Origin of the sequence: Bacillus sp. FSL K6-0972, from assembly GCF_037976035.1 — a bacterium.
Taxonomy (GTDB): Bacteria; Bacillota; Bacilli; order Bacillales; family Bacillaceae; genus Bacillus; species Bacillus haynesii.
Genome location: NZ_CP150260.1, coordinates 3,379,727 through 3,402,445 on the forward strand (window position 1 = coordinate 3,379,727; position 22,719 = coordinate 3,402,445).

Consider the following 22,719-nt stretch of genomic DNA (forward strand, 5'->3'; position numbering starts at 1 on the left):
GATCAAAACGGTACATCATCGTCACTGATGTTAACTGGAGCTGCTTCCGGTGCAGGTGCCTCAGACGGCTTAAACGCTTTGACTTCCGGATACTTTTTGCCGTTATGCTCTCGTTCTCCGACAACCAGGCGAACCGGCTTATTCAGGAACGCATTGGCCCATTCAATATGATCTTTAAATTTCATTCCGTTTGGAAAACCTGCGGCCTTTGATGCTTGATGAAATCTCCACATAGCATTGTCTGTAACCGTAAAGTTATCGTATAGGATTTTTTGACCCTGACATGGCTGCTCAACGTCAGAACGGATTTCATAGTCTACGACAAGCCTTTTATTTCCGGATGAGGCTGCTGTTTTCTCCTCAAAATTGATAACTGTTGCCTCATATTCTCCTGGTTTAATCGGTTCAAAAGCTTCACCTTTGCTGTGGTCTACTGTAAACATTATTTTTCCTCCTTAGTCTTTAAAGCTTGTAATCTATCAAGTGCGGCGGATGCCAGCTTAATAGTCCATTGATCAAGTTTTTTATTTGCTTTGATCTGAAATTCTTCAACCATCTGCGCGGCTGCTTCGTTGCCGGAAACGATCGCTTTAATTTCATCAATCAAACGGGTCCGTTCCGCTTCTTCCTCTGCCTTCACGTCAATGCCGAGCTCAAGCCATTGGTAAAGCTTGCGGCCGACTTCTGGATTGAGTTTAAAAGAAGATCCTTCAAACATGCGGGTATTGTCTTTGGATGTTTCCGCCATGTGATCGATACTGATATTGAAATTCAGCATGAACTCGTATTCCATTTCGTCTTTCTGTACCGGTTTGGTCCCGACTTTGCGCGGTGCCATCTTTCCGTTTTCATCCGGTTCAACCACATACTCCGTTTTTGTTCTCAATGTCGCCAAGATGTGGACATCGTTTTGCGTTAAGGTCTTAATCAATTTGGTTGTTTCAGGCGCAAGCTTGCCCCAATTTTGAAATGAGTTGCCGGACATGCTCCCGTGTTTTTCTACTATCCCGCCTTCCCCTTGCCAGTTGTGGGAAAGCGAATCAATTACGACCACCTCGGCCCCGGCGTTCTTGATAGCCTCCACAGCCAATTGATAACGTTCTGTGGTGTAAGGCGGCGTAAAATCAATATGTTTAAAACTCCCGATCTGCACGTCATCAAATTGCAAGTTTGCATACAGTTTGGCGCGGCGGTGCTCAGTATCCACAACACCAATCTTGGACCAGACTTCCTCATCGCTTGCTTCCGGGTATGCTTCCCGCATCATTCCGTAAGCGACAAGCAGGGCGCCGGCAGTCTTTCCGGATCCACTCGGCCCGATAAAGCCGACAATTGCCTTTTCTTTTTCACGCTGTGCGTTTGTAACTTGAAACATCTATCACACCTCCACTTTGAAGCTTGTGGAGGCAGGTTCTATTTCTACCCCCGGAACAGCTTGTCCATTTTCATCAACGACAACCTTTTTGCCGTCCACCTCTTTGATGGACAGAGATTTTTTAAAGTCGCCCCATTTGACATCTTCTTTGATAAATTCAGTGAGTTCAGCTTCTTTGACATGCTTGAGAAGCTGGTCCTTATCGGCTGGTTTAGGTTGCTCTTTAATTGCGCGGCTTTTTGACTTGCCGTAAGGTGTGGAAAGTGTTTTTGCTTTCGGATCCTGCTCGAGCTGCTTTGAGTGATAAACGCTGACTAGGTTTTCAAAGAACTCCAGATTGTCCGCGACAGGTTTTAGCTCCTGGGTTTCCCATTCATCGATGCGCTGCCTTTCCGTTGCCGCCAGGGCCTTGATTTCTTTTTCCTGTGTCTTTAAAGCAGCTATTTTCCGAAACGCCCAATTTAGACTATTCATGTCCGTGATCTCAAACTGTGGACGGCTCTCCTGCTGCAGGCTATTATTTGAAATCTCGTTTAGTTCAAACGCCTGTAAAGGATTCATATATATTGCCTCCTAATTGATTTTGTAATAAACTCCATTTAAAATGAGGTTGTTAAGTATTGTTTTTAGTCGCCTTTGCCGAGGCGGCTTTTTTGTTCATAAGCTGACGGATAAAATGCAACAACTTGAAGTTTCCTGCTAATCTCAGTTACGTACCAAAAGCAATTATCGTAGGAACGCTGATCAATTCTTGTGTTCAATTTTTCAGCTGCATCCTGCACTTTTTGAAGAGCTGCCTCTTCATTCTTACAGTGATAGTCAATGCCAATTCGCCCGCCATTTTTTAATGCACTTTCAACAAGGGGCAATACTGAGTCAATCTGCTTTGGATCCATTTTCACCCTCTCTTTCTGCATCATTCTCGTCCTTCAAATTTTTCAAAGGATAACCGTAACGGTTAATCTCAGTGATCATTGGGTGCTCGATATTCATTGATACACTCTCCTCACAGTTGAAACATTAATCCCTCTGCTTGCGAGATTGGACACTATTTCACGGAGCTGGACGACTTGTTCTGGATGTTCCATCCGTTGAAGGTCCTTGCAATTTGAAATGATTGTCGCCGCAATTTCTACACATCCTTCAAAATCATGCTCCTCGATCGCGGCAGGCAATTCCGCAATAAGATCTCGCGTTGAAATGAACAGCCTTTCCGCCTTTTCACGGTCAGCTTTTAGAAATCTGTTTAGGTTCATGCCTTCAAAGCTCCTTCCTATATCTCCATTCCGCAATCACTGCAAACTGTGAACGTCTCGTAAGTTCCTGTGATCTCGATAGTTTCACTGTTTTCATTCCTACAATTCTTCAGAGCTTCGTTTTGAATCAGCTTAGCCCTGGCTTCCTTGCTTAAAGCAAGCCATTCTTTTGTTTTGATCTTCATTTCCTCACCTCCTTTCATTTAGTAGGGCTTAATGTCTTGGCTGTTCGGCTAACCATGTCAGTAGAAATTCTTTCATTTCAGCTGCAGGAAACCTCCACTTAGTTCCAACCTTGTATTTAGGACACCTAGGATCGTATAAAAACTTATCTATAATTTCTGGCCAACTCATATCTGTTTTTTCCTTCAAGGTTTTTGTATTCCAAAAAACCTTTTCATTATCAATAGCTTTTAAGTGTTCCTCAATTTTCTCTGAACAGATCCGTTTAATTTCGTCTTTATCAACCTGAACCGTTAGCATACCTATTATGAAACCTCCTTCATGTCTAGGATCTTGACAATTTTCTCTCTGACTTTTTTGCCTTCTCTTTTACCGTGTAAAATGTCAGAGAGATAGGGGCCTGAAATGTTTAGCATTTCGGCTAATTCTTTCTGCTGCATGCCGTTAAGTATTAACCAGGTCTTAACCCTTTTTCCGAAATCCAATTCCACAGAAAACACCTCCTATATATTTTTTGCTAATTATTTAGCTTTTTGTTGACTGAAAAATAGGATATATGCTAATATCTAAACATAGCGAATAAACCCTACAATTACAGCCTTTTACGTTGGGGAACGTGGTCTTAGGCTTTAGTTTGTAGTGTCCTGAAAGCTAAATAAGTAGCTTATGAACACAGTTTAATAAACTATATGCTAATTGTCAACACAAAAATAGCATAAAGTTTAATTTTTGTCATAGGCTCATTTAAGGATGGTTGATATGACAATAGTTGAAAGGATAAAAAAGTTGGCAAAAGAGCATAAAATATCTTTGGCTGAACTTGAAAGGAAGACCAAATTATCAAATGGAACAATTAGAAGATGGGATGAAAAAACTCCAGGTATAGACAAAGTTCAAAAAGTAGCTGATTATTTTAACGTCTCAGTTGATTACCTTCTCGGCAGAACAGAAAAGGAAACCTTTGAGCCTGAGCTAACTGCTAAAGATGAAAGAGATATACAGAAAGAGCTACAAAAAATTATAGAAGGGTTAGAAGGCAAGAACGGTTATGCCGCGTTTGACGGTCAAACTCTTGACGATATGGATGAAGAAGACAAAGAGTTGTTAATCGCGAGCTTGGAAAATTCCTTACGTCTCGCCAAAAGGATTTCAAAACAAAAATTCACTCCGAAAAAATATCGTAAGTAGGTGCTTTTGTGGAGTCAATTACTAAAAAGATAAAATCAATAACAAAAAAATTTGAAACAAACAATCCATTTAAAATTGCAAAAGAATTAGGAATTGAAGTGGTATATGAAGATTTAGGAAAAGCCCTGGGGTATTACAGTAGGCATTTCAGAGTTAAGGTCATTCACATTAATCAGAATGCGAATGAACATAACAAGGAGTTTATTTGCGCTCATGAGTTAGGTCATGCGATCTTTCATCCGGACGCAAACACTCCTTTTTTAAAAAGAAAGACATTATTCTCAACAGATCAAATCGAATTAGAAGCAAATTTTTTTGCAATAAATTTGTTGTTCTCATCTATCAATGGGTGTGTAACTGCAAAGGAAGCGATTGAACAATATGGGATTCCAGAACAGTTAGTCTTATCTAACATCACAAAAAATTTTGAATCCCAAAACAGAACATACATTCCGTTTTTAAGGAGCTGAGAAGATTGATTAGTTTCTCAAAAGTCTACAAAAACAAAGTGCATGTCGGTTGGAAAGGAACAGCTGAGGGGCCGAAACATCCAGTTACCGGAAAGCGTCAGCAAGTCACACGGAGAGGAAAAACACAAGCGATTGTAAAGGAAAAAATTTTGCAGGCTCTGAAAGATATTGAATCAAACTTAAACAAACCGATTAAGTCTAAATTAATTAAAGATTATCTTCCTGAGTGGCTAGAATTGTATAAAAAAGGGAAAGTAAAGCCTTCTACATATCGGGCTCATTATAGGAATATTCACAAATACCTTATACCTGAATTTGGTCATATTCAAATTAACAAATTAACTAGGGCACAATATCAGTCATTTATTAATAAGCTGTTAACATCACGCAAAACAAGCTCTGTAAGCCATATAAATGCAACAATGAGTAATGCCATGAGACAGGCTTACTTGAATGACGAGATTGTAAAAAACCCATGCACCGGTGTAATTATAAAAAAGATCGAAGAAATTGAGGAAGAGAAAAAAATCCATTATTGGGCTAAGAACCACATAAAACAATTTTTGAATGGTTTTGAAGATGAGGAGAAGGTTTATTACTATTTTTTTCTAACGTTGATTTATGCAGGTCCTAGGAAAGGTGAAGCTATGGCATTACAAGAAGAGGATTTAGATTTTGAAAATGATTATATAGATATTAACAAAACACTCCTCTATCATCTTTCAAGTGAAGAAGCTGTTTTCGGGCCGCCTAAAACAAAACATTCAAAAAGAAGAGTTAAAATAGATCCGTTTCTTTCAAGTCAATTAAAACAGCTTATCACTGTGAACAAAAAAAATAGACTTTCTGCTGGCCCATTAACTTCACCGCACAGATTCGTTTTCTGTAAAAAAGACGGATCTCGCTTACGTGAAAGGACCATTCAAAATGTCTTTACAAGAGTAAAAAGAAAAACTGGGGTTCCGGATATCTCCATCCATGATTTACGACATACTCACGCTGTTATGATGTTAGAGGCTGAAGCAAGTATGAAGGAAGTTCAAGAACGATTAGGCCACAAAGATATAAGAACAACATCAAATATTTACTCTCATATCACTCCCAAGATGGAAAATGAGGCAGTAAATAAGTTTTCAAGATATATGGCCGACTGATCCAATTGTGGTCATAATGTGGTCAGCCAGCCATAAATTTAAATTAAAACTTTAATAACCTCTGTCCAAAAAATACCCTAAACCTTACTCTCCCAAACGTTTCTCAAGCTCTGCTTTTTTCTCTTCGAAACCAGGCTTGCCAAGGAGGGCGAACATGTTGACTTTGTACGCTTCCACTCCAGGCTGGTCAAACGGGTTGACGCCGAGCAGGTATCCGCTCATTGCGCAGGCTTTTTCAAAGAAGTACACAAGGTAGCCGAACGTGTAAGCGTTCATTTCAGGTACGTTCACGATCAAGTTCGGCACATTACCGTCCGTGTGCGCGAGCATTGTGCCTTGGAACGCTTTTTTATTGACGAAGTCGACCGTTTTGCCGGCAAGATAGTTCAAGCCGTCAAGATCATTGTCCGCTTCTTCGATTGTCAGCTCGTGTCTTGGCTTTTCAACGTTCAGCACCGTTTCGAACATATCTCTTCTTCCTTCTTGTACGTATTGTCCAAGAGAGTGAAGATCAGTCGAGAAGTTGGCCGAAGAAGGATAAATGCCTTTTTCGTCTTTTCCTTCACTTTCACCAAAGAGCTGCTTCCACCATTCTGCGAAGTACTGAAGGCCCGGCTCGTAGTTGATCAGCATTTCAATCGTTTTGCCTTTGTTATAAAGGACGTTTCTGACGACCGCGTATTGGTAAGCCGGATTGTCTTCAAGCTCTGATGTGGAGAAGTCTTTGCTCGCATCGCGGGCGCCCTTCATCATTTCATCGATATCGGCTCCGCTGACTGCGATCGGAAGCAAGCCGACCGCTGTGAGCACAGAGAAGCGGCCCCCGACATCGTCAGGAATGATGAATGATTCAAAACCTTCCTCATTCGCAAGCGTTTTTAATGCGCCCCGCTCTTTATCAGTCGTTGCATAAATACGGCGTTTCGCTTCTTCTTTTCCATACTTTTCTTCAAGAAGCTTGCGGAAGATCCGGAAAGCAATCGCCGGTTCTGTCGTTGTACCTGATTTAGAAATCACGTTGATTGAAAAATCAGCGTCTTCAAGAAGATCCATCACGTCTCTCATGTAAGAAGAGCTGATGTTATTGCCGATGAAAATCACTTGCGGAGTTTTCCGCTTTTCTTTCGGCAGCACATTGTAAAATGAATGATTCAGCATTTCGATCGCTGCTCTTGCACCGAGGTAAGAACCGCCGATTCCGACAACAAGCAAAACATCGGAATCATTTTGAATTTTTTCGGCGCATTTTTTAATGCGGGCGAATTCTTCTTTGTCATAGTCAGTCGGAAGATCCACCCAGCCTAAAAAGTCGCTGCCCGCACCTGTTTTTTCGTGAATGGTATGGTGGGCGACTTTAACGAAGTCACGCAGATATGTAAGTTCATGTTCTTTAAAGAATGGCAATGCTCTTGAGTAGTCAAAACGGACATGCGTCATATTATTAAACCTCCAGTACTAGCTGTTTTCTTTCAAATACCCGCCAGCGCTTTCATTTTCATGAGAGTGCGGGCCAAAGGGTTTTAAAACATGTCGATTTTCGGCGACAGCCTCTTCCCTTTTCACTTTATATGAACTCCTTCGTTAAATCAAGTGACGAAAAAAAGGAGGATGGGGACTGGCGCGCCAAAAACGCATGTTTTTCAGCCCGCCACCCGCAGTTTTGTCAAAAAGATAACAATAAACAACGGCTCAAGAAATGGCGGTTCTCCTTGAGCCGTCAAGAAGTCTTATAAAGAAGCCTTCAAAATAGACAGAACATCGTCTTTATTCAGCGTTTTAAAACGGCCGAATTCGCCGTTTGCCATCGCTTTATCGGCAATGACGTCCAGCTTCTCATCTGTAATGTCATAATCGGCAAGACGATTTGGCGCGCCAAGGCTGGTCCAGAATTCAGACAGTTTCTCGATTCCAACAAGCGCCACTTCACGATCGGTTTTTCCTGTTTCATCTACATCAAAAACACGGACGGCAAGCTGTTTAAAGCGGCCGACATTCTCGGAAAGCGTGTGCTTCATCCAATTCGGGAACAGAATTGCAAGCCCTCCCGCATGCGGAATATCGTAGACGGCTGAAACAGCGTGCTCGATATTGTGCGTCGCCCAGTCTCCGCGTGCGCCCATTGATAGCATGCCGTTCAGCGCAATGGTGCCTGTATACAAAATCGTTTCGCGCAACTCATAGTTTTCTAGGTCTTCAATGAGCTTAGGAGCTGTTTCAATTACCGTTTTGAGCAGGGATTCGCACATCCGGTCCTGATAAGGGGTATTTTCGGTATGGTGAAAATATTGCTCAAACACGTGGGACATCATGTCGACAATGCCGTAAATCGTGTGGTCTTTTGGGACGGTAAACGTGTTGACCGGATCAAGAATTGAAAATTTAGGGAAGACGAGCGGGCTTCCCCAGCCGTATTTTTCATTGGTTTCCCAATTTGTGATCACAGATCCCGAATTCATTTCCGATCCTGTCGCTGCTAACGTTAAAACCGTTCCAAACGGCAGCGCATCAGCCGGAATATGTTTTTTCGTCACAATATCCCACGCGTCGCCGTCGTATTTCGCTCCAGCGGCGATCGCTTTCGTACAATCGATGACGCTTCCGCCGCCAACTGCCAATAGAAAGTCAATATCGTTCTCTTTGCAGATCGCGACTCCTTTATTCACGGTGGCAACACGCGGATTCGGTTCAACGCCAGGCAGTTCATGGACGGTTGCACCCGCCTTTTCAAGGATTGAAATGACTTGATCGTATAAACCGTTCCGCTTAATGCTGCCTCCGCCGTATACGAGCAAGACATTGCGGCCGTAGTGTTTCACCTCGTCTGCCAGCTTTTCAACTTCTCCCCGGCCGAAAATCAGCTTCGTGGGATTCCAATATGTAAAGTTATCCATCTACATCTCCTCCTTTATTTACTATTATGGGAAATCGCCAAGCGCCCTGTAAAGCGATCTGCTCCTCAGGCGTATAATGTTTCCAAATCGGTCGCAATCTATAAATGTGAAATAAAGGTCTTCAAAAAAGGAGGAAAAATAAATGAATGCACTTCAACGTATTGCATTGGTATTAACAATCATCGGAGCAATCAATTGGGGACTGATAGGATTTTTTCAATTTGACTTGGTTGCAGCCATTTTTGGCGGCCAAGGGTCTGCTTTAGCCCGGACCGTTTACGCGCTTGTCGGAATCGCAGGCCTGATCAACCTCGGCCTTTTATTTAAACCGGCTGAAGAGACCGCCGGCGAAGACGCCAAACAGCCTGAAATGCGTTAAAAAAACTCCGGCTTTTGCCGGAGTTTTTTCATTTACTTCTTAATAAGATCTTTTCTGTTGGACTGCTCGATCCACTCTTCAAGTTTGTCTTTTAACGTGTTGAACCCTTGTGGAGCAGCTGTATCTTCGGCTTGAACAGCCTTTTGTCTTCTAGGCTTGCTTTCTTTTCGTTCAGGAGCTGCCTGTGTAGCGCGGATAGAAAGGCTGATTTTGCCTTTTTCCTCATCTACAGAAAGAACCTTCACTTGCACCTCATCACCGATCGCCAAGTGTTCATTAATATCTTTAACGAAACCGTGTGTTACTTCAGAAATATGCACGAGTCCCTGTGTTTCTTCATCTAATGCAACAAACGCTCCATACGCCTGTAATCCAGTCACTTTTCCAGTGTAAACACTGCCTACTTCAAATTTTGCTGTCATAACTAACAACTCCTAAATCATATGAATTTAACTCTTTTTATACGCAATAAAAAATTATATCATACAAGTCTTTATTAAGCAAAAAAACTTTTTTAGCATTGGATGTTTAAAACCGAGATGAAAGGGGAATACTAAAGAACAACTAAGGCTTTCTAGTATTCCCCCCCTTATGTTGATGCGGACCTTTTAGGTGCGCATTTTTTTATTGAACTGCACCGACCTTCTGCACAAAGCGTTTCATTCTGACGAGCGCTTCCTGAAGCTGTTCAAGCGAGGAAGCATAGGAACATCTGATATAGCCTTCGCCGCTCGGACCGAAAACATTGCCCGGGACGACGGCGACTTTTTCGCTGATGAGAAGCTCCTCTGCAAACTCTTCGGAGCTCATGCCCGTTTTTTTAACGGACGGAAACGCGTAAAAAGCGCCCCCCGGCTGATGGCAGTCAAGCCCGATTTCGTTCAGTGAATCCACAAACACATTCCTTCGGCGGCGGTAGCTTTTTTTCATCTTTTCGACGTCTTCGAGGCCGTTTTTAAGGGCTTCCTCCGCCGCAAATTGAGCCATGCTTGGCGCGCACATCATCGAGTACTGGTGAATTTTCAGCATAGGGTCTCTTAAATATGCAGGAGCTGCTACATATCCAAGGCGCCAGCCTGTCATGGCAAACCCTTTTGAAAAACCAGATATCAATATCGTCCGTTTTTTCATTCCGGCGATTTCCGCAAAGCTTGTATAAGCTTCATCGTATGTCAGCTCGGCGTAAATTTCATCCGCTATTACAATCAGGTCATGCTTTTCAGCAAAAGCCGCGATCTCTTCCAGTTCTTTTTTTGAATAAACAGAGCCTGTCGGATTAGACGGGGTACAAAGGATGATGGCCTTCGTACGCTCAGTCAGAACGGCTTCAAAATCCGCAGCGCTCGCTTTAAATCCGCGCTCTGCGTTCGTATGAATGTGGACCGCTTTTCCCCCCGCCAAAGAGACAAGCGCTTCATAAGCGACAAAACAAGGCTCTGGAATCAACACTTCTTCTCCGGGATCAAGGATCGCCCTGACCGCAATATCAAGCGCCTGGCTTGCTCCGACTGTGACAATCAGCTCGTCATCAGGAGCATAATCCAGATGAAAGCGTTTATTCAGATAAGCGCTGATCTCCTTCCGCAGTGAAAGAAGACCCGCGTTTGCCGTATAAGACGTGTAGCCCTGCTCAAGGGAAAGAATGCTCGCTTCCCTTACATTCCATGCCGTCACAAAATCGGGCTCTCCGACTCCCAATGAAATCACGCCTTCCATTGTGGACGCAAGATCAAAAAATTTGCGGATGCCCGACGGTTTGATTTGCTGGGCTGCTTTCGAAATATAAGTTGTCCTCATTTAAGGAGACACCACGATTCTTTTGTCATCATCACCGGAGTCAAAAACTTTACCGTCATGCTTGTATTTCTTTAAAATAAAGTGGGTGGTAGTCGACACGACCGACTCGAGCGTCGATAATTTTTCGGACACGAAATGCGAAATATCCGACATCGTTCTGCCGCGGATGACAACAGACAGATCATATACGCCTGACATCAAGTAAACGGATTCAACTTCCTGAAAACGATAAATCCGCTCGGCCACTTCGTCAAATCCGACGCCGCGCTTCGGCGTTACTTTCACATCGATCATCGCTGTCACGCCTTCATGGCCGTCGACTTTTCGCCAGTCGATCATTGCAGAATAATCGATGATGACCTTTTCTTTTTCAAGCTTTTCAATAATCGCTTTTGTTTCTTCCTGTGAAATGTTCGCCATTTTAGCAATCGTTTCAGGTTCGAGGCGGCTGTTTTCCTCTAATATTTCCAATATTTCTGTTTCTTTTTCTGTTAGCTTCATCTCGTTATCACACCTTTTATATGTCAAGAAATCTTCTGAATATTATAGCACGTTTTTGAACGAATGTAAGGCGGTAAAAAAAGCGAAATCGCAGCGTGAAAAAATTTTTTTCGGGTACGATAAATAATATACTCAGGACTTAGGCGACAACATGCAGCCAGATTGTTTGAACATGAAAGAAAAACATTCGGAGTGATTTGGATCATGCTGTTAACAAAACCTTCTATCGAGACCATTCAAGGGGTCAATATATATTATGAGCATTACGAGAATCCAGGCAAGACATCGCTCGTTTTAATACACGGTTTTCTTTCTTCCTCGTTTTGCTACAGAAAAATCATTCCTCTTCTGAAGGATGAGTTTAATTTAGTCGCCGTTGACCTGCCTCCCTTCGGCCAATCAGAAAAATCCAGCACCTTTGTGTATACCTATCAAAACATGGCCAAGGTGGTCATCGAGCTGATCGAAAGGCTGAAGATTAAAGACGCCGTGCTTGTCGGGCATTCGATGGGCGGCCAGATTTCACTTTATGCGATAAAGGAAAGGCCTGAACTGTTCAAAAAAGTCGTCCTGTTGTGCAGCTCAGGCTATTTAAAGCGTTCGCCCCGCTCGCTCATTTTCGGGAGCCATATTCCTTATTTTTATTTGTACATCAAGCGCTGGCTGTCAAAACAAGGCGTGCTGAAAAATCTCATGAATGTTGTCTACGACAGCTCTCTGATCGATCAGGAAATGATCAACGGCTACCTGAAACCGTTTCTCGACGATCAAATTTTCAGGGCGCTCGCACGTCTCATCAGACACCGGGAAGGCGATTTATCACCGGATGATTTGAAGAAAATCGAGACGCCTTCCCTCTTAATCTGGGGCGAAGAGGACCGCGTCGTCCCGGTACAGATCGGAAAAAGGCTGCATCAAGATCTGCCCAATTCCATTTTCTATTCCCTGCGGGATACCGGACACCTCGTCCCTGAAGAAAATCCGGATTATGTATCAGACAAAATTGCCGATTTCATTTTGACATGAATATAAAAAAAACCGCCGATTGGCGGTTTTTAGATTCTGATCAGCACGAACTGCTGTCTTTGATCACAAGAAGCCGCTCAGCCAGCTGTTTGCATTTTGCCAGCGGCAGCGTCTGATCAAATGATATTTCAAAAACGGTCTGGATAGCTTTGCCCAGCCGCTCTGCATCGTCTTCCGTGTAGACGGCCTGAACGATTTCGGCCGCTTCCGTTTCATAAAAATCGGGTCCGGCTTGGAACGGATCCCATTCTTTTATGATGTGTATGATTTGTGCTGCTGCCTGACTTTCTTTCATCATAATCACCGCTTCATTGTAATGTTTCAAAAGCTATTGTATCATAACACACCGACTTGTCGATAAGGAAAGCCGCAAGCTACCGGCCGGCTTTTCTCCGCTTCCTCCGCCAGGCGATCAGCAGCAGCCCGATGCCGTTGACGAGAATCAATCCAAAGACGGTATTTCCGAGGGGCGCCCAGCCGTTTTCCCCTGTCAGCATCACTGACAGCACGACCTTTCCGATCAGCGTCACATTCAATACCAGAAGCCCCCATCCTAAGGAGCGCTTCCAAAATGCCGCGCCAATCAACACGAGAAACCCCATCATGAAAGCGAGCGTGACCACGGCTGAAAGCGGGTTGGACAAAAGCATCAGCTCGTAATCCAAAACGGCCTGCATCTCCGGATTGATCCGCTCGGGGACGGGAAACCAAACCATGCTGCTCGTCATCAGCAAAAAAGTAATGATGACACCTTTCCAAGTCCGCCTATAGCAAAAGTAAGCAAGCGCCACCAGAAAGACCGGGCGAATATACCAGCTCATAGGGTTGAGATGACGCTGAAAAGCCCACTCAAGCATGCTGCTCCATTCCACCAGCTACCACTCCCTTTATTTTATAAAAGCTTTACTGGTTAAAACATTGCAATCTATCCTTATCACAGTTAATGTATAACATATGAAAAAGTCATGAGGTGAGATCATGGATTTTAATAAAGAGCATAACAGACGCGGGACCCAGTCTGTGAAGTGGGACTTAACACAGGAATTATTCGGCGTAAACGACGCGCTTCCAATGTGGGTGGCTGATATGGATTTCCGTGCCCCTCAGCCTGTTATTGACGCCCTTCAGCAGCGCCTGGAGCACGGGGTTTTCGGCTATACATCTGCAAACGCGGGCACGAAGGAAGCCGTCACCGATTGGCTCAGCCGCCGGCATGGATGGAATACTGAACCGGCGTTTATCACCTTCAGCCCGGGCATTGTAACAGCGCTCGCCCAAGCGGTGCAGGCGTACACAGAGCCCGGCGAGCGGGTGGTCGTACAGCCGCCTGTATATACGCCGTTCTTTGATATAGTTGAAAAAAACGGACGGGTTGTTTTACATAATCCATTAATCGAAAAAGACGGCCGCTATGAAATGGATTTTTCCGACCTTGAAAAAAAGCTTGGGGAACCGGATGTGAAGCTGTTCATTCTTTGCAATCCGCATAACCCTTCCGGGCGTTCATGGTCGAAAGAAGAGCTGACAACGCTGGGCGAACTCTGCCTTAAACACGGTGTCACAGTTGTTTCCGACGAAATCCATTCGGATCTGATGCTGAACGGACTGAATCATACGCCGTTCGCCTCTTTGTCTCCGGAATTCGCGGATATTTCGATCACATGCATTGCACCGAGCAAAACGTTTAACTTGGCCGGGTTGCAGGCCTCAGCCATCATCATACCCGACAAGGCGAAGAGAACCGCCTTTGCAAAGGTCATGCAGCGCCAGGGACTGCATTCTTTAAATACATTTGCAGTTGCAGCAATCGAGGCGGCCTATTCAAAAGGCGAACCATGGCTCGATCAGCTTATCCCCTACATTGAACGAAATATGGAAGAAGTCCGCCGCTTTTTGGCAGAGGAGCTGCCTGAGGTTCGCATGATGGAGCCTGACGCCTCTTACTTGGCATGGCTTGACTGCCGCAAGCTCGGATTGACGGATCAGGACATCAAACGCCTTCTCCTTCATAAAGGAAAGCTGATTCTTGAGCCGGGACCGAAGTACGGACCGGGCGGAGAAGGATTCGTCAGAATGAATGTCGGATGCTCGCTCTCGATTGTAAAAGACGGACTGAGACGGCTGAAGACCGCTTTTTCATAAGCGTTCCGGCTGAAAGCCGGGCGCTTCTAAGAGCGTTTATGGATGGTTTCATTTAATTCTCTTTCCAGCTTTTCCGCTTTTTCAGCTTCTTTTTTGGAATGCTTGATGATCAGCCGGAATACAACAATCGCGATGACAAAGAAAACGGCCAGCGTAATAAAAGAAGGGATATATTCTCTTTTGTCTTCAGGAAAATAGAGCATAAACTGAATCAGAAACGGCGCCATTTTTCTTCCTCCCTGAAATGATTTTTTACCATTTATTTATTATGATACCATTAGGAGGCAGATGCAGTGAACAACCAATTTCAAGTCGGAGATCACGTAAAAGGCTTTTATAAGACAGGCGTCTACATCGGCGAAATTACGGATGTTAAACCGATGCACTACCTGGTCAAAATCCTCGCCGTGCTGACCCACCCGAAGCAAGGCGATCTTCATCATCCCAATCAGGCAGACGTCCCTTTTTTTCATGAACGAAAAGCGCTCGCTTACGGTGAACAGACAAATATCCCGCACCGCATGGTCAAGCCGTTCGATGAAGCTGTACCGGATTATGCGGATTCGCTCCGCTCAGCTTTGAGCCGCTTAAAAACGGATCTGCAAAACGATTCGTCCGAATACGCAGCAAAATCGCTTGAGCTTATTCATGCGCTTGAAAAAGAATATTTCCCGCACAAATAACCCAATCTGTTTGTCAGATTGGGTTGTTTATGTGGCGTGCGGAAAGACTTTTGAAAGGTCAACCCGTTCGCCGATCGTCGTCGGTTTCGGATTTTCCAAATACTTCTTATCCCGTTCGACGAGCCGAAACAACTTATACGTTGTCATCGCGTCGTCAAGCGCTTTATGCTGTTTTCCCGTTCCTGAATCGCCGTACTCTTCCGCTGCTTTCCACAAATTCGTCAATGTTTTGTCGCCAAAGAATTCCTTGTACTCCATGGAAAGATCCCTCATCTCTCCTTTAAACGGAAACGGAACATGGTTGAACATGCAATTTTGCTTCAGCACTTTCATATCCATGTTTCCCCATGTAATGATGACGCTGTTTTGATCAGGATCAAGCTCCCGCAGCTTTTCTATCAGCGCATTAAACGTGATGCCTTGGTCAACCTGTTCCTGAGTAATGCTGAGAAAATTTTTGCAGCGCCTCGTTAATTTAGGGAACTTCTTCGGCTTAATATAGCTTGAAAATGTCTCAACCACCTCATCATGAGCCGCCTTTACAATCCCTGCTTCTATGATTTCCGGGAAAAAATTTTGCGGGTGATACCTTCCCTCAGGCATTGTAAATTCAAAATCAATAATCAGTAAGGTGCTCGCTTCCAACTTTTACACCTGCCTTTCTATCTCAATATAAAAAACTTATGGAAATAACGCAGCGGATTGAAATCGTCCAAGCCTAAGGTCTTCTGAATGTTTTCCAAAGTACGTTCATATTTCTCTTATTATATCATTATATTTCTATATTTAAGGTTATATTTTCTGAAAATGTTGAAAATTCCTTCAAATACCTAATTTTCGTCATTCCCAGGAGCAGCGATTCCATACAGCTTCCACATTTCATTTATAATGAAAGGGAATTCAAACTTTTTAAGAAGGTGATTCGCATCTCTGTTTATAAGAAAAACCTTGTGATCATGTGGTTTGCGAATTTTTTCGTGGCCGCAAGCTCCACAATGGTTCTGCCGTTTCTTTCCCTCTATATTGAGACGCTCGGCAGCTATTCGGACGGATTTACGGCAAAATGGAGCGGATACGTTTTCGGCGTCACATTTTTGATGGCCTTTTTGGTTTCTCCTTTTTGGGGAAGGTTCGGTGATAAACACGGCTATAAAAAAATCCTCTTGATCACGGGTACCGGCATCGGCACTTGCATTCTTCTCATGTCCCTTGTCTCGTCCGTATACGAACTGTTTTTTTTGAGAATGGCGATGGGGCTCGTCACCGGGTTTATCCCCACTTCCCTCGCCATGATTTCGGCTCAGACGCCGAAAAAAACGGCTGGCAAAGTGCTCGGCACGCTGCAGATGGGCACGGTCTCGGGAGGATTATTCGGCCCCTTGCTCGGCGGTCTGCTCGCCGATCGCGTCGGTTTTACATATACGTTTTTCATTACGTCATTTGCCATTTACAGCGCCGTTTTCCTCGTGTTTGCCGGAGTGCGTGAACGGCCCCTGAAGCAGAAGCGCGATGCTTCCACCGGGTACACGAGAAAGCAGGTGCTGCAGACGATTCTTCATAAGCGTCCGCTGATTACGGCGATGATTCTCACCGCTGTGATCCAAGTGGGAAACTTCAGTGTTCAGCCGCTGCTCGCCTTATATGTCAGCGAGCTGCACGGAACTGAGAATCTCGCATTTTTCTCAGGGTTGGCTTTTTCTGCAACGGGCCTTGGAAGCCTTCTCGCTGCGAGAAAATGGGGTGCCTTAGGCGACCGGTTCGGCCACGGAAAAATATTGATGATTCTCGCGCTGACTGCCGCGGTTTGCGTTATCCCGCAAGGACTTACATCTCAGTATGAAATGCTTGTGTTCTTCCGCTTTCTGTTCGGAATCGCGCTTGGCGGGATGATTCCCTGCATCACCGCTTTAATCCGAGTTGAATCTCCGGGATCTATACAAGGGGAAGTGCTTGGCTATAATGTAAGTTTCAGATTTTTGGGCAATGTCATCGGCCCGGTGCTCGGCGGCGTTCTTTCCAGCTTTTTCGGTATTTCTTCCGCCTTTTACGCAACTGCCGTTCTCTTTTTCGGCGGAGCATGCCTTCTGATGTTCCAAAGGTCCCAGCAAAAAAAATCAGAGGCAAAAGCAAGCTGAAATCGGATAAAAAACTGCCAATCTATCAAATTATCCTTCTCGATATCCAAAAAGAATGGTACGATATGGCTAGAATTTAGCGAAAAGAGAGTGACAAAGTTGCGTTCATTTTTTGGATGGATTTTTCTGTTGATGTTAATTCCTATATTTGTCTTTACCTTAATGGCCTCCGGCCGGGAAGCTCAGAATATGAAGCCTCTCGATCAGGTGCTCGATGAGAAGATCAATATAAAAGATATCGGCCTTGTACAAAACAGCTACATGTATGACAGGGACGGCGCCCTGATTTCCGAAATCGTTTCAGATCACCAAAACCGGGTATTTGTCCCCTATAAAGACATCCCTGAGCATGTCAAGCAGCTGTTTCTGACTTCGGAGGACCGTCATTTCTTTCAGCATAAAGGCTTTGATTTTATCGGGATGGCGCGGGCCGCCGCAGCCAATGTCAAAAAAGGCGGCATTGATCAGGGGGCCAGCACGATTACACAGCAGCTTTCGAGAAACTTGTATTTGAACCATGAACGAACCTTCGACCGCAAGTTCACAGAGCTCCTGTATTCCTATCAGCTGGAAAAAAAGCTTTCAAAAGAAGAAATTTTTGAGAAATACTTAAACACAATCTATTTTAATCATGGGGTCTACGGAATTGGATCCGCGTCTTCTTTCTACTTCAGCAAGCCTTTGAAATCTCTCAGCCTTGCCGAAACGGCGTTCATTTGCGCGATCCCTAATAACCCTACATTATATGATCCTTTGAAACATTTTGACTACACAAAAACCCGCCAAAAGCGGCTGCTTGAAGGGCTGAAAAAAGCGGGCGTGATCACGGAAAAAGAATACAACAAAGCCGTAAAGCAAAAAATTACGCTTAGCGTTAAAGAAAAGAAAGACGCTTATCCCGACTATACGACCTATGTCAACGAGGAATTCACCGAATTGGTGTCTGCTTCGGAAGGGTTTGACGAACGGCTGAAAAAGGCAAAAACAAAAGAAGAAAAGAAAAAAATCGAAAAAGAGCTGTCAAACCGAATCAGCTCCCTTACAACAAGCGGAATCAAAATTTATACGGCGCTCGATACCGGCATGCAAAACCGGGTCGTCCAGCAAGTAAAGAATCGCCTCCCTTATGAAGGCGTCCAAGGCGGAGCAGTGGTGATCAACCACCAAACCCATCAAATCGTCGCCATGTCCGGCGGGAAAAACTATAAGAAATACGATTATAACCTGGCATTCCAAGCATACAGGCAGCCTGGGTCATCGATTAAACCGCTCCTTGACTACGGGCCGTACATTGAAGAAACGGGTGCGACGGCAGGCAGCATGATTGACGCAAGCAAATTTTGCAGCAAGGAATACTGTCCGAACAACTTCAACGAAAGAACATACGGAACCGTGTCGATCAAGACAGCCTTTAAATATTCGTATAATACACCGGCCGTACGAATGCTGAACCGTGTCGGCGTGCAAAAAGGATTCAGCTATTTAAAACCGTTCGGATTTGATAAAATTGTTCAAAACGACTACCGTCTTCCTGCTGCATTGGGCGGATTCACATGGGGCTTCTCACCGCTGGAGATGGCTGATGCCTATACGACCTTCGGCAATAACGGCAGCTACACGTCCAGCCATGCAATCACAAAGGTGACGGACTTAAAAGGCAAAACGCTTTACAAATGGAAAGACAAACCGCAGCAAGTATTCAGCACGCGGACAAACAGCCAAATGCGCGAACTCTTATCAGCGGTTGTCAAAGAAGGAACCGGAAAAAAAGCGAATTTCAGCGGCGGATATGTAGGAGGCAAAACCGGAACATCCAACGGGTACAGAGACCTTTGGTTTGTCGGATTGACGGATACGTATACAATGAGTGTATGGGTCGGAAAAGAGGCAAACGGCAATGTCGAGTATCTGCATAACGCGGGACCTCAGCTTTTAATCTGGAGAGGAACGCTGCAATACGCATCTTAAATCAAAAAAGGGGTGGATGAAAGTGGCGGATATGCCTGAGCGAATCGTTCTGTTTGACGGGGTGTGCAACTTTTGCGACGGTGCTGTTCAATTCATTATCAAGCATGATCCTGAAGGCTTATTTTCATTCGCTTCCCTGCAATCTGACGCCGGAGAGAATCTGCTCAAGCAATATCAGCTCCCCTCCGATCATTTTGACAGCTTTATTTTGATCGAAAACGGACGGGTATATCAGAAATCAACGGCAGCCTTGCACGTGGTGAAAAGCCTCCCGGGCCTTTGGCGGGCTATTTCCGCCCTCTTGATCATTCCCCGTCCGCTCCGGGACGCCGTCTACAGCGTGATTGCGAAAAACCGTTACAAATGGTTTGGGCAAAAAAGCGAGTGCACCGTTCCCGGTCCTGAGATCAGAAAACGATTTTTGTCATAAAAAAAACCGGAGCCGCCGGACAAACGTCCGCGCTCCGGTTTTTTGCATGGCTCAAACGGGCAGGCTCGCCATAACGCTGTTATAAAGCTTAATGATGATATACACCGTCCCGATTACAAAGGTAAACCAAAACAGCAGCTCAAACATAATGAAACCGATTAATGACATGATTGAAAGCGTGCTGTGGATCGCATAAACGATAAAAATAAAATATACGAGTGTTGCGAGTAAAAAAAGCGCTGCAATTCCAGCGGCATATTGGACAAAAATAAAGGATAAAAGGCTTGCTCCTAGATACACGGCAGAACCGATCCTGATTTTCCTCAGGTTCGTTCCTTCAGGATCTTTGGCGAAAAATAAAAGGGCAAGCTCTGTCACTGTATTGGCAATCAGCTTCAAAGCGGAAAATACCATGAAAAAAATCAGCGTAAACACAGCAAACAAAGCCATCCGGATGCCGCTCTCAGAGAAAAATTCGAGCATCCCTTTGTAAATGCCGAGAGACGACAGCATCTCCATGGCATAGATAACGGAAGAAATCGCAAGAGATGAACTGAAAAGAAGAATTGCGATAAAAGGAAAAAAGCCTGTTACATACGTATTTTTCATAAAAAAAGTCCCTTTCTGATATGTTCCTCATTCATTATGTACGACTTATGACCTGTTGACAAGAATATTTTCCATATTTTTAATTTCTGCTATTGCGGCAGAAAGGTGCAGGATTCTTCACAAATTCGCCATTTACTTGTAAAGTATTATGTGTTGACTAATCAATAGATCGCGAGGAATCGCCGTTGAAAAAAACATTAAAACTGCAGACACGGTTAACGATATTTGTCTGCGTCGTCGTTTTGATTTCTTTATTGATCGCGTTTTTTATGGTCGGCTCTGAGACCGCAAGGAACATTCGGGAGCAGGAACAGCAGATTGCCCTGCAGACGGCGGAGATGGTCGCCGAGGCTCCGATTACGGCACAATCGCTGGAAAGCGGTGAATACGATGAGCTCCGAACATACACCGCCCGCGTTCAAAAAATCACCCAGACTGAATTCGTCGTTGTCATGGATATGAACAGCATCCGCAAAACCCACCCCGACCCGAATAAAATCGGAAAGAAATTTGCCGGCGGGGACGAAAAAGAAGTGCTGAAGGGCCGCCGCCACATTAGTACGGCAAAAGGCACGCTCGGTGAATCACTGAGGGCTTTCGTTCCCATCTATAATCAAACGGGCAGCCAGGTCGGAGCGGTAGCGGTCGGGATCACCCTTAACGAGATTGAGCAGATTACCCAGCAAAATCTCCGCCCTTTATATACGGTCATCGTGCTCAGCATCTTCGCCGGAATCATCGGGGCTGTCATCGTGGCAAGGAAAGTGAAAACGATTATGTTCGGTATGGAACCGTATGAAATTGCAACGCTTTTGAACGAACGAAGCGCAATGCTTGAGTCGACAAAAGAAGGGATTCTCGCTGTTGATCGAACAGGAAAAATCAAGCTCGCCAATGCGGAAGCGAAGCGCCTGTTTCAAAAAATGGGGATCGAAGAAAATCCGATAGACCGGGATGTCATCGACATCTTGCCAAACAGCCGCTTGAAACAAGTGATCGAAACACAGAAGCCCGTTCTGGACCGCGATGTCAGAATCAATGGCCTTGAACTTGTCTTTAATGAAGTTCCGATTCACTTAAAAAAGGGAAACATCGTCGGAGCGATTGCGACATTCCGCGACAAAACCGAAGTGAAGCACTTAGCTGAGCAGCTGTCCGGTGTTAAAATGTACGCAAATGCGCTCAGAGCGCAGTCGCACGAGTTTATGAACAAGCTCCACGTGATTCTCGGTCTTGTTCAATTAAAGAACTACGACGAGCTTGGAAACTATATAAAAGACATTGCGATCTATCAGCAGTCTGAAGCGAGCGAAATTATCAACCATATTAAAAACTCGGTACTCGCCGGCTTTTTGCTCGGCAAGCAGAGCTATATTCGGGAACAGGGGGCTTCGTTGGAGGTTCATTGCAGCACCAGGATTCCGGATACAGCCAACACAGCGGTGATTCACGATTTGATCACCGTTATCGGGAACCTTCTCAACAATGCCCTTGATGCCGTTTCCGCAACTGAGAAGAAAAATATTTCGATTTCATTCCGCCACCATGACGGACAGCTTGATATTGAAGTCACGGATACGGGAGTCGGCATATCCAAGGAGGAACAGCAGAAAATGTTTGACCAAGGCTTTTCAACAAAGGGCTCCAATCGGGGGTTCGGTCTTTATTTCGTCGAACAAAGCCTTGAAAATTTAAATGGACATATCATCGTGACGAGCGAAAAGAATGAAGGAACGACATTCAGTCTCCGCATTCCGTATGAACCAAAGGAGGATGACCATGATTGATGTATTAATTGTTGAAGATGACCCGATGGTAAGAGAGCTGAATAAACGTTACCTCAGCCAGGTAGACGGATTTCAGCTGAAGGGAATTGCCGCTTCTTTTCAAGAGGCTCTTACCTTCCTCCGGGAAGAGCACATCGATCTGATCCTGCTCGACATTTATATGCCGGGCAGAAACGGCGTCGAGCTGCTCACTGAGATCAGACGCCAGAATCAAGCTGTCGACGTGATCGTCATCTCAGCAGCCAGTGAAATGGATGTTGTTCAAAAAACGCTGCGGTTCGGGGCCGTCGATTATTTAATCAAACCGTTCGAATTTGAGCGGTTTCAAAGCGCCCTCACCGATTACAAACGGAAACAGCAGCTTTATTCAAGCAACCGGAATATCAGCCAAAAAGAGCTGGATTTTGAACTTTTTCAAAAAAAACGCGCGCCCGAAAAGGTACATTTGCCAAAAGGGCTAACCAAAAGCACGCTGAAGCTCATTTGGTCAAGCATCAGGTCGTTTGACAGCTTGACGTTCACAACAGAAGACTTGGCCAATCACACGGAAATCTCTCAAGTTTCAATCCGCAAATACTTGAAGTTTCTGGAGGAAATCGAAGTTCTCAACGTAGAAATGGCCTACGGGACGATCGGCAGACCGGTTTTCCAATATAAATTAAATACAAATGACTTGAACGTGATTAACCAATATTTATAACATTTCCCTCTCCCCGTCCGCTGCTTCCTAAAGACAGCGGGCGGT

The 22,719-nt window shown here is 44.6% G+C and carries 30 protein-coding genes; 12 read left to right on the forward strand and 18 right to left on the reverse strand.

What is annotated here, in order from left to right; genetic code table 11:
• Positions 1–2 precede the first annotated feature (2 nt).
• The 8 genes from MKX80_RS17205 to MKX80_RS17240 form a co-directional block, all read right to left on the reverse strand.
• On the reverse strand, positions 3–443 hold the full coding sequence (locus MKX80_RS17205) for a DUF669 domain-containing protein (protein ID WP_061578359.1): 441 nt from the start codon (positions 441–443) through the stop codon (positions 3–5).
• Positions 443–1,375: an AAA family ATPase gene (locus MKX80_RS17210; protein WP_339227260.1), complete on the reverse strand. Its 933-nt coding sequence runs from the start codon at positions 1,373–1,375 to the stop codon at positions 443–445. Before MKX80_RS17210 ends, MKX80_RS17205 begins: the two co-directional genes overlap by 1 nt.
• Before the next feature lie 3 nt (positions 1,376–1,378).
• Positions 1,379–1,936, reverse strand: coding sequence for a host-nuclease inhibitor Gam family protein (locus MKX80_RS17215; protein WP_059231718.1), 558 nt, complete (start codon positions 1,934–1,936; stop codon positions 1,379–1,381).
• A 65-nt stretch (positions 1,937–2,001) separates the two neighbouring features.
• A complete protein-coding gene (locus MKX80_RS17220) occupies positions 2,002–2,271 on the reverse strand; it encodes a hypothetical protein (RefSeq protein WP_268361802.1) in 270 nt (89 codons plus the stop codon).
• A 93-nt stretch (positions 2,272–2,364) separates the two neighbouring features.
• Entirely contained in the window at positions 2,365–2,631 is a 267-nt protein-coding gene (locus tag MKX80_RS17225; protein ID WP_105179752.1) for a YqaH family protein, read from the reverse strand.
• 17 nt (positions 2,632–2,648) lie between these two features.
• A complete protein-coding gene (locus MKX80_RS17230) occupies positions 2,649–2,816 on the reverse strand; it encodes a hypothetical protein (RefSeq protein WP_339227261.1) in 168 nt (55 codons plus the stop codon).
• A gap of 28 nt (positions 2,817–2,844) precedes the next feature.
• A complete protein-coding gene (locus MKX80_RS17235; RefSeq protein ID WP_268361799.1) occupies positions 2,845–3,114 on the reverse strand; it encodes a group-specific protein in 270 nt (89 codons plus the stop codon).
• A gap of 5 nt (positions 3,115–3,119) precedes the next feature.
• Positions 3,120–3,305, reverse strand: a complete 186-nt coding sequence (locus MKX80_RS17240) for a helix-turn-helix transcriptional regulator (protein WP_077736774.1) — start codon at positions 3,303–3,305, stop codon at positions 3,120–3,122.
• Positions 3,306–3,573: 268 nt separating this feature from the next.
• Here MKX80_RS17240 and MKX80_RS17245 point away from each other — a divergent pair, with 268 nt between their 5' ends.
• Genes MKX80_RS17245 through MKX80_RS17255 form a run of 3 tightly spaced genes read left to right on the forward strand, consistent with a single transcriptional unit; the run spans position 3,574 to position 5,626 of the window.
• A complete protein-coding gene (locus MKX80_RS17245; RefSeq protein WP_268301667.1) occupies positions 3,574–4,002 on the forward strand; it encodes a helix-turn-helix transcriptional regulator in 429 nt (142 codons plus the stop codon).
• Between the two features lie 8 nt (positions 4,003–4,010).
• The gene (locus MKX80_RS17250; RefSeq protein ID WP_339227266.1) at positions 4,011–4,472 is read left to right on the forward strand and encodes an ImmA/IrrE family metallo-endopeptidase; all 462 of its coding nucleotides are present in this window, start codon (positions 4,011–4,013) and stop codon (positions 4,470–4,472) included.
• Between the two features lie 5 nt (positions 4,473–4,477).
• Entirely contained in the window at positions 4,478–5,626 is a 1,149-nt protein-coding gene (locus tag MKX80_RS17255; protein WP_017474835.1) for a site-specific integrase, read from the forward strand.
• 84 nt (positions 5,627–5,710) lie between these two features.
• On the opposite strand, the gene MKX80_RS17260 is transcribed toward MKX80_RS17255, so the two are convergent.
• On the reverse strand, positions 5,711–7,063 hold the full coding sequence (locus MKX80_RS17260; RefSeq protein WP_079289531.1) for a glucose-6-phosphate isomerase: 1,353 nt from the start codon (positions 7,061–7,063) through the stop codon (positions 5,711–5,713).
• A 290-nt stretch (positions 7,064–7,353) separates the two neighbouring features.
• Positions 7,354–8,517 carry an iron-containing alcohol dehydrogenase gene (locus MKX80_RS17265; protein WP_182070148.1) on the reverse strand — a complete coding sequence of 388 codons (1,164 nt, stop codon included), beginning with the start codon at positions 8,515–8,517 and terminating at the stop codon, positions 7,354–7,356.
• Positions 8,518–8,659: 142 nt separating this feature from the next.
• On the opposite strand from MKX80_RS17265, the gene MKX80_RS17270 reads away from it, so the two are divergent.
• Positions 8,660–8,896 (forward strand): DUF378 domain-containing protein, encoded by a 237-nt coding sequence (locus MKX80_RS17270; RefSeq protein ID WP_003184789.1) that lies wholly within the window; start codon positions 8,660–8,662, stop codon positions 8,894–8,896.
• A 32-nt stretch (positions 8,897–8,928) separates the two neighbouring features.
• Here MKX80_RS17270 and yugI read toward each other — a convergent pair whose 3' ends face one another.
• From yugI to MKX80_RS17285, 3 genes are all read right to left on the reverse strand, one after another.
• Positions 8,929–9,318, reverse strand: a complete 390-nt coding sequence (gene yugI, locus MKX80_RS17275) for a S1 domain-containing post-transcriptional regulator GSP13 (RefSeq protein WP_020452765.1) — start codon at positions 9,316–9,318, stop codon at positions 8,929–8,931.
• A 202-nt stretch (positions 9,319–9,520) separates the two neighbouring features.
• Complete coding sequence (locus tag MKX80_RS17280; RefSeq protein ID WP_043927758.1) at positions 9,521–10,693, reverse strand: aminotransferase; 1,173 nt, start codon at positions 10,691–10,693, stop codon at positions 9,521–9,523.
• Positions 10,694–11,194, reverse strand: a complete 501-nt coding sequence (locus MKX80_RS17285; RefSeq protein WP_003184796.1) for an Lrp/AsnC family transcriptional regulator — start codon at positions 11,192–11,194, stop codon at positions 10,694–10,696. It abuts the gene before it with no gap.
• Between the two features lie 204 nt (positions 11,195–11,398).
• Between MKX80_RS17285 and MKX80_RS17290 the strand changes: the two genes are divergently transcribed.
• Entirely contained in the window at positions 11,399–12,220 is an 822-nt protein-coding gene (locus tag MKX80_RS17290) for an alpha/beta hydrolase (protein WP_154999209.1), read from the forward strand.
• A 40-nt stretch (positions 12,221–12,260) separates the two neighbouring features.
• Here the strand turns inward: MKX80_RS17290 and MKX80_RS17295 are convergent, their stop codons facing one another.
• Together MKX80_RS17295 and MKX80_RS17300 are read right to left on the reverse strand one after the other, a co-directional pair.
• Positions 12,261–12,515 (reverse strand): DUF1871 family protein, encoded by a 255-nt coding sequence (locus MKX80_RS17295; RefSeq protein WP_154999214.1) that lies wholly within the window; start codon positions 12,513–12,515, stop codon positions 12,261–12,263.
• A gap of 79 nt (positions 12,516–12,594) precedes the next feature.
• Positions 12,595–13,092: a hypothetical protein gene (locus MKX80_RS17300; RefSeq protein WP_154999208.1), complete on the reverse strand. Its 498-nt coding sequence runs from the start codon at positions 13,090–13,092 to the stop codon at positions 12,595–12,597.
• A gap of 106 nt (positions 13,093–13,198) precedes the next feature.
• Between MKX80_RS17300 and MKX80_RS17305 the strand changes: the two genes are divergently transcribed.
• On the forward strand, positions 13,199–14,362 hold the full coding sequence (locus MKX80_RS17305; protein WP_154999207.1) for a MalY/PatB family protein: 1,164 nt from the start codon (positions 13,199–13,201) through the stop codon (positions 14,360–14,362).
• A 26-nt stretch (positions 14,363–14,388) separates the two neighbouring features.
• On the opposite strand, the gene MKX80_RS17310 is transcribed toward MKX80_RS17305, so the two are convergent.
• Positions 14,389–14,589 carry a hypothetical protein gene (locus MKX80_RS17310; protein ID WP_076788991.1) on the reverse strand — a complete coding sequence of 67 codons (201 nt, stop codon included), beginning with the start codon at positions 14,587–14,589 and terminating at the stop codon, positions 14,389–14,391.
• Positions 14,590–14,655: 66 nt separating this feature from the next.
• Between MKX80_RS17310 and MKX80_RS17315 the strand changes: the two genes are divergently transcribed.
• Positions 14,656–15,045, forward strand: coding sequence for a kinase-associated lipoprotein B (locus MKX80_RS17315; RefSeq protein WP_154999206.1), 390 nt, complete (start codon positions 14,656–14,658; stop codon positions 15,043–15,045).
• Positions 15,046–15,072: 27 nt separating this feature from the next.
• Here the strand turns inward: MKX80_RS17315 and kapD are convergent, their stop codons facing one another.
• Complete coding sequence (kapD, locus tag MKX80_RS17320) at positions 15,073–15,690, reverse strand: 3'-5' exonuclease KapD (RefSeq protein WP_154999205.1); 618 nt, start codon at positions 15,688–15,690, stop codon at positions 15,073–15,075.
• A 218-nt stretch (positions 15,691–15,908) separates the two neighbouring features.
• Here kapD and MKX80_RS17325 point away from each other — a divergent pair, with 218 nt between their 5' ends.
• The 3 genes from MKX80_RS17325 to MKX80_RS17335 all read left to right on the forward strand — a co-directional run bounded on the left by MKX80_RS17325 (position 15,909) and on the right by MKX80_RS17335 (position 19,578).
• Positions 15,909–17,180: an MFS transporter gene (locus MKX80_RS17325; RefSeq protein WP_154999204.1), complete on the forward strand. Its 1,272-nt coding sequence runs from the start codon at positions 15,909–15,911 to the stop codon at positions 17,178–17,180.
• 90 nt (positions 17,181–17,270) lie between these two features.
• Complete coding sequence (locus MKX80_RS17330; RefSeq protein WP_234112219.1) at positions 17,271–19,148, forward strand: transglycosylase domain-containing protein; 1,878 nt, start codon at positions 17,271–17,273, stop codon at positions 19,146–19,148.
• A gap of 16 nt (positions 19,149–19,164) precedes the next feature.
• On the forward strand, positions 19,165–19,578 hold the full coding sequence (locus tag MKX80_RS17335) for a thiol-disulfide oxidoreductase DCC family protein (protein WP_182070145.1): 414 nt from the start codon (positions 19,165–19,167) through the stop codon (positions 19,576–19,578).
• A 51-nt stretch (positions 19,579–19,629) separates the two neighbouring features.
• Here MKX80_RS17335 and MKX80_RS17340 read toward each other — a convergent pair whose 3' ends face one another.
• On the reverse strand, positions 19,630–20,187 hold the full coding sequence (locus MKX80_RS17340; protein ID WP_154999202.1) for a YufK family protein: 558 nt from the start codon (positions 20,185–20,187) through the stop codon (positions 19,630–19,632).
• Positions 20,188–20,372: 185 nt separating this feature from the next.
• On the opposite strand from MKX80_RS17340, the gene malK reads away from it, so the two are divergent.
• Both malK and MKX80_RS17350 read left to right on the forward strand, forming a co-directional pair.
• Positions 20,373–21,974 carry a malate sensor histidine kinase MalK gene (gene malK / locus MKX80_RS17345; protein ID WP_154999201.1) on the forward strand — a complete coding sequence of 534 codons (1,602 nt, stop codon included), beginning with the start codon at positions 20,373–20,375 and terminating at the stop codon, positions 21,972–21,974.
• Positions 21,967–22,674, forward strand: coding sequence for a response regulator (locus tag MKX80_RS17350; RefSeq protein WP_043929140.1), 708 nt, complete (start codon positions 21,967–21,969; stop codon positions 22,672–22,674). The genes malK and MKX80_RS17350 overlap by 8 nt, the downstream gene beginning before the upstream one ends.
• Positions 22,675–22,719: the final 45 nt, after the last annotated feature.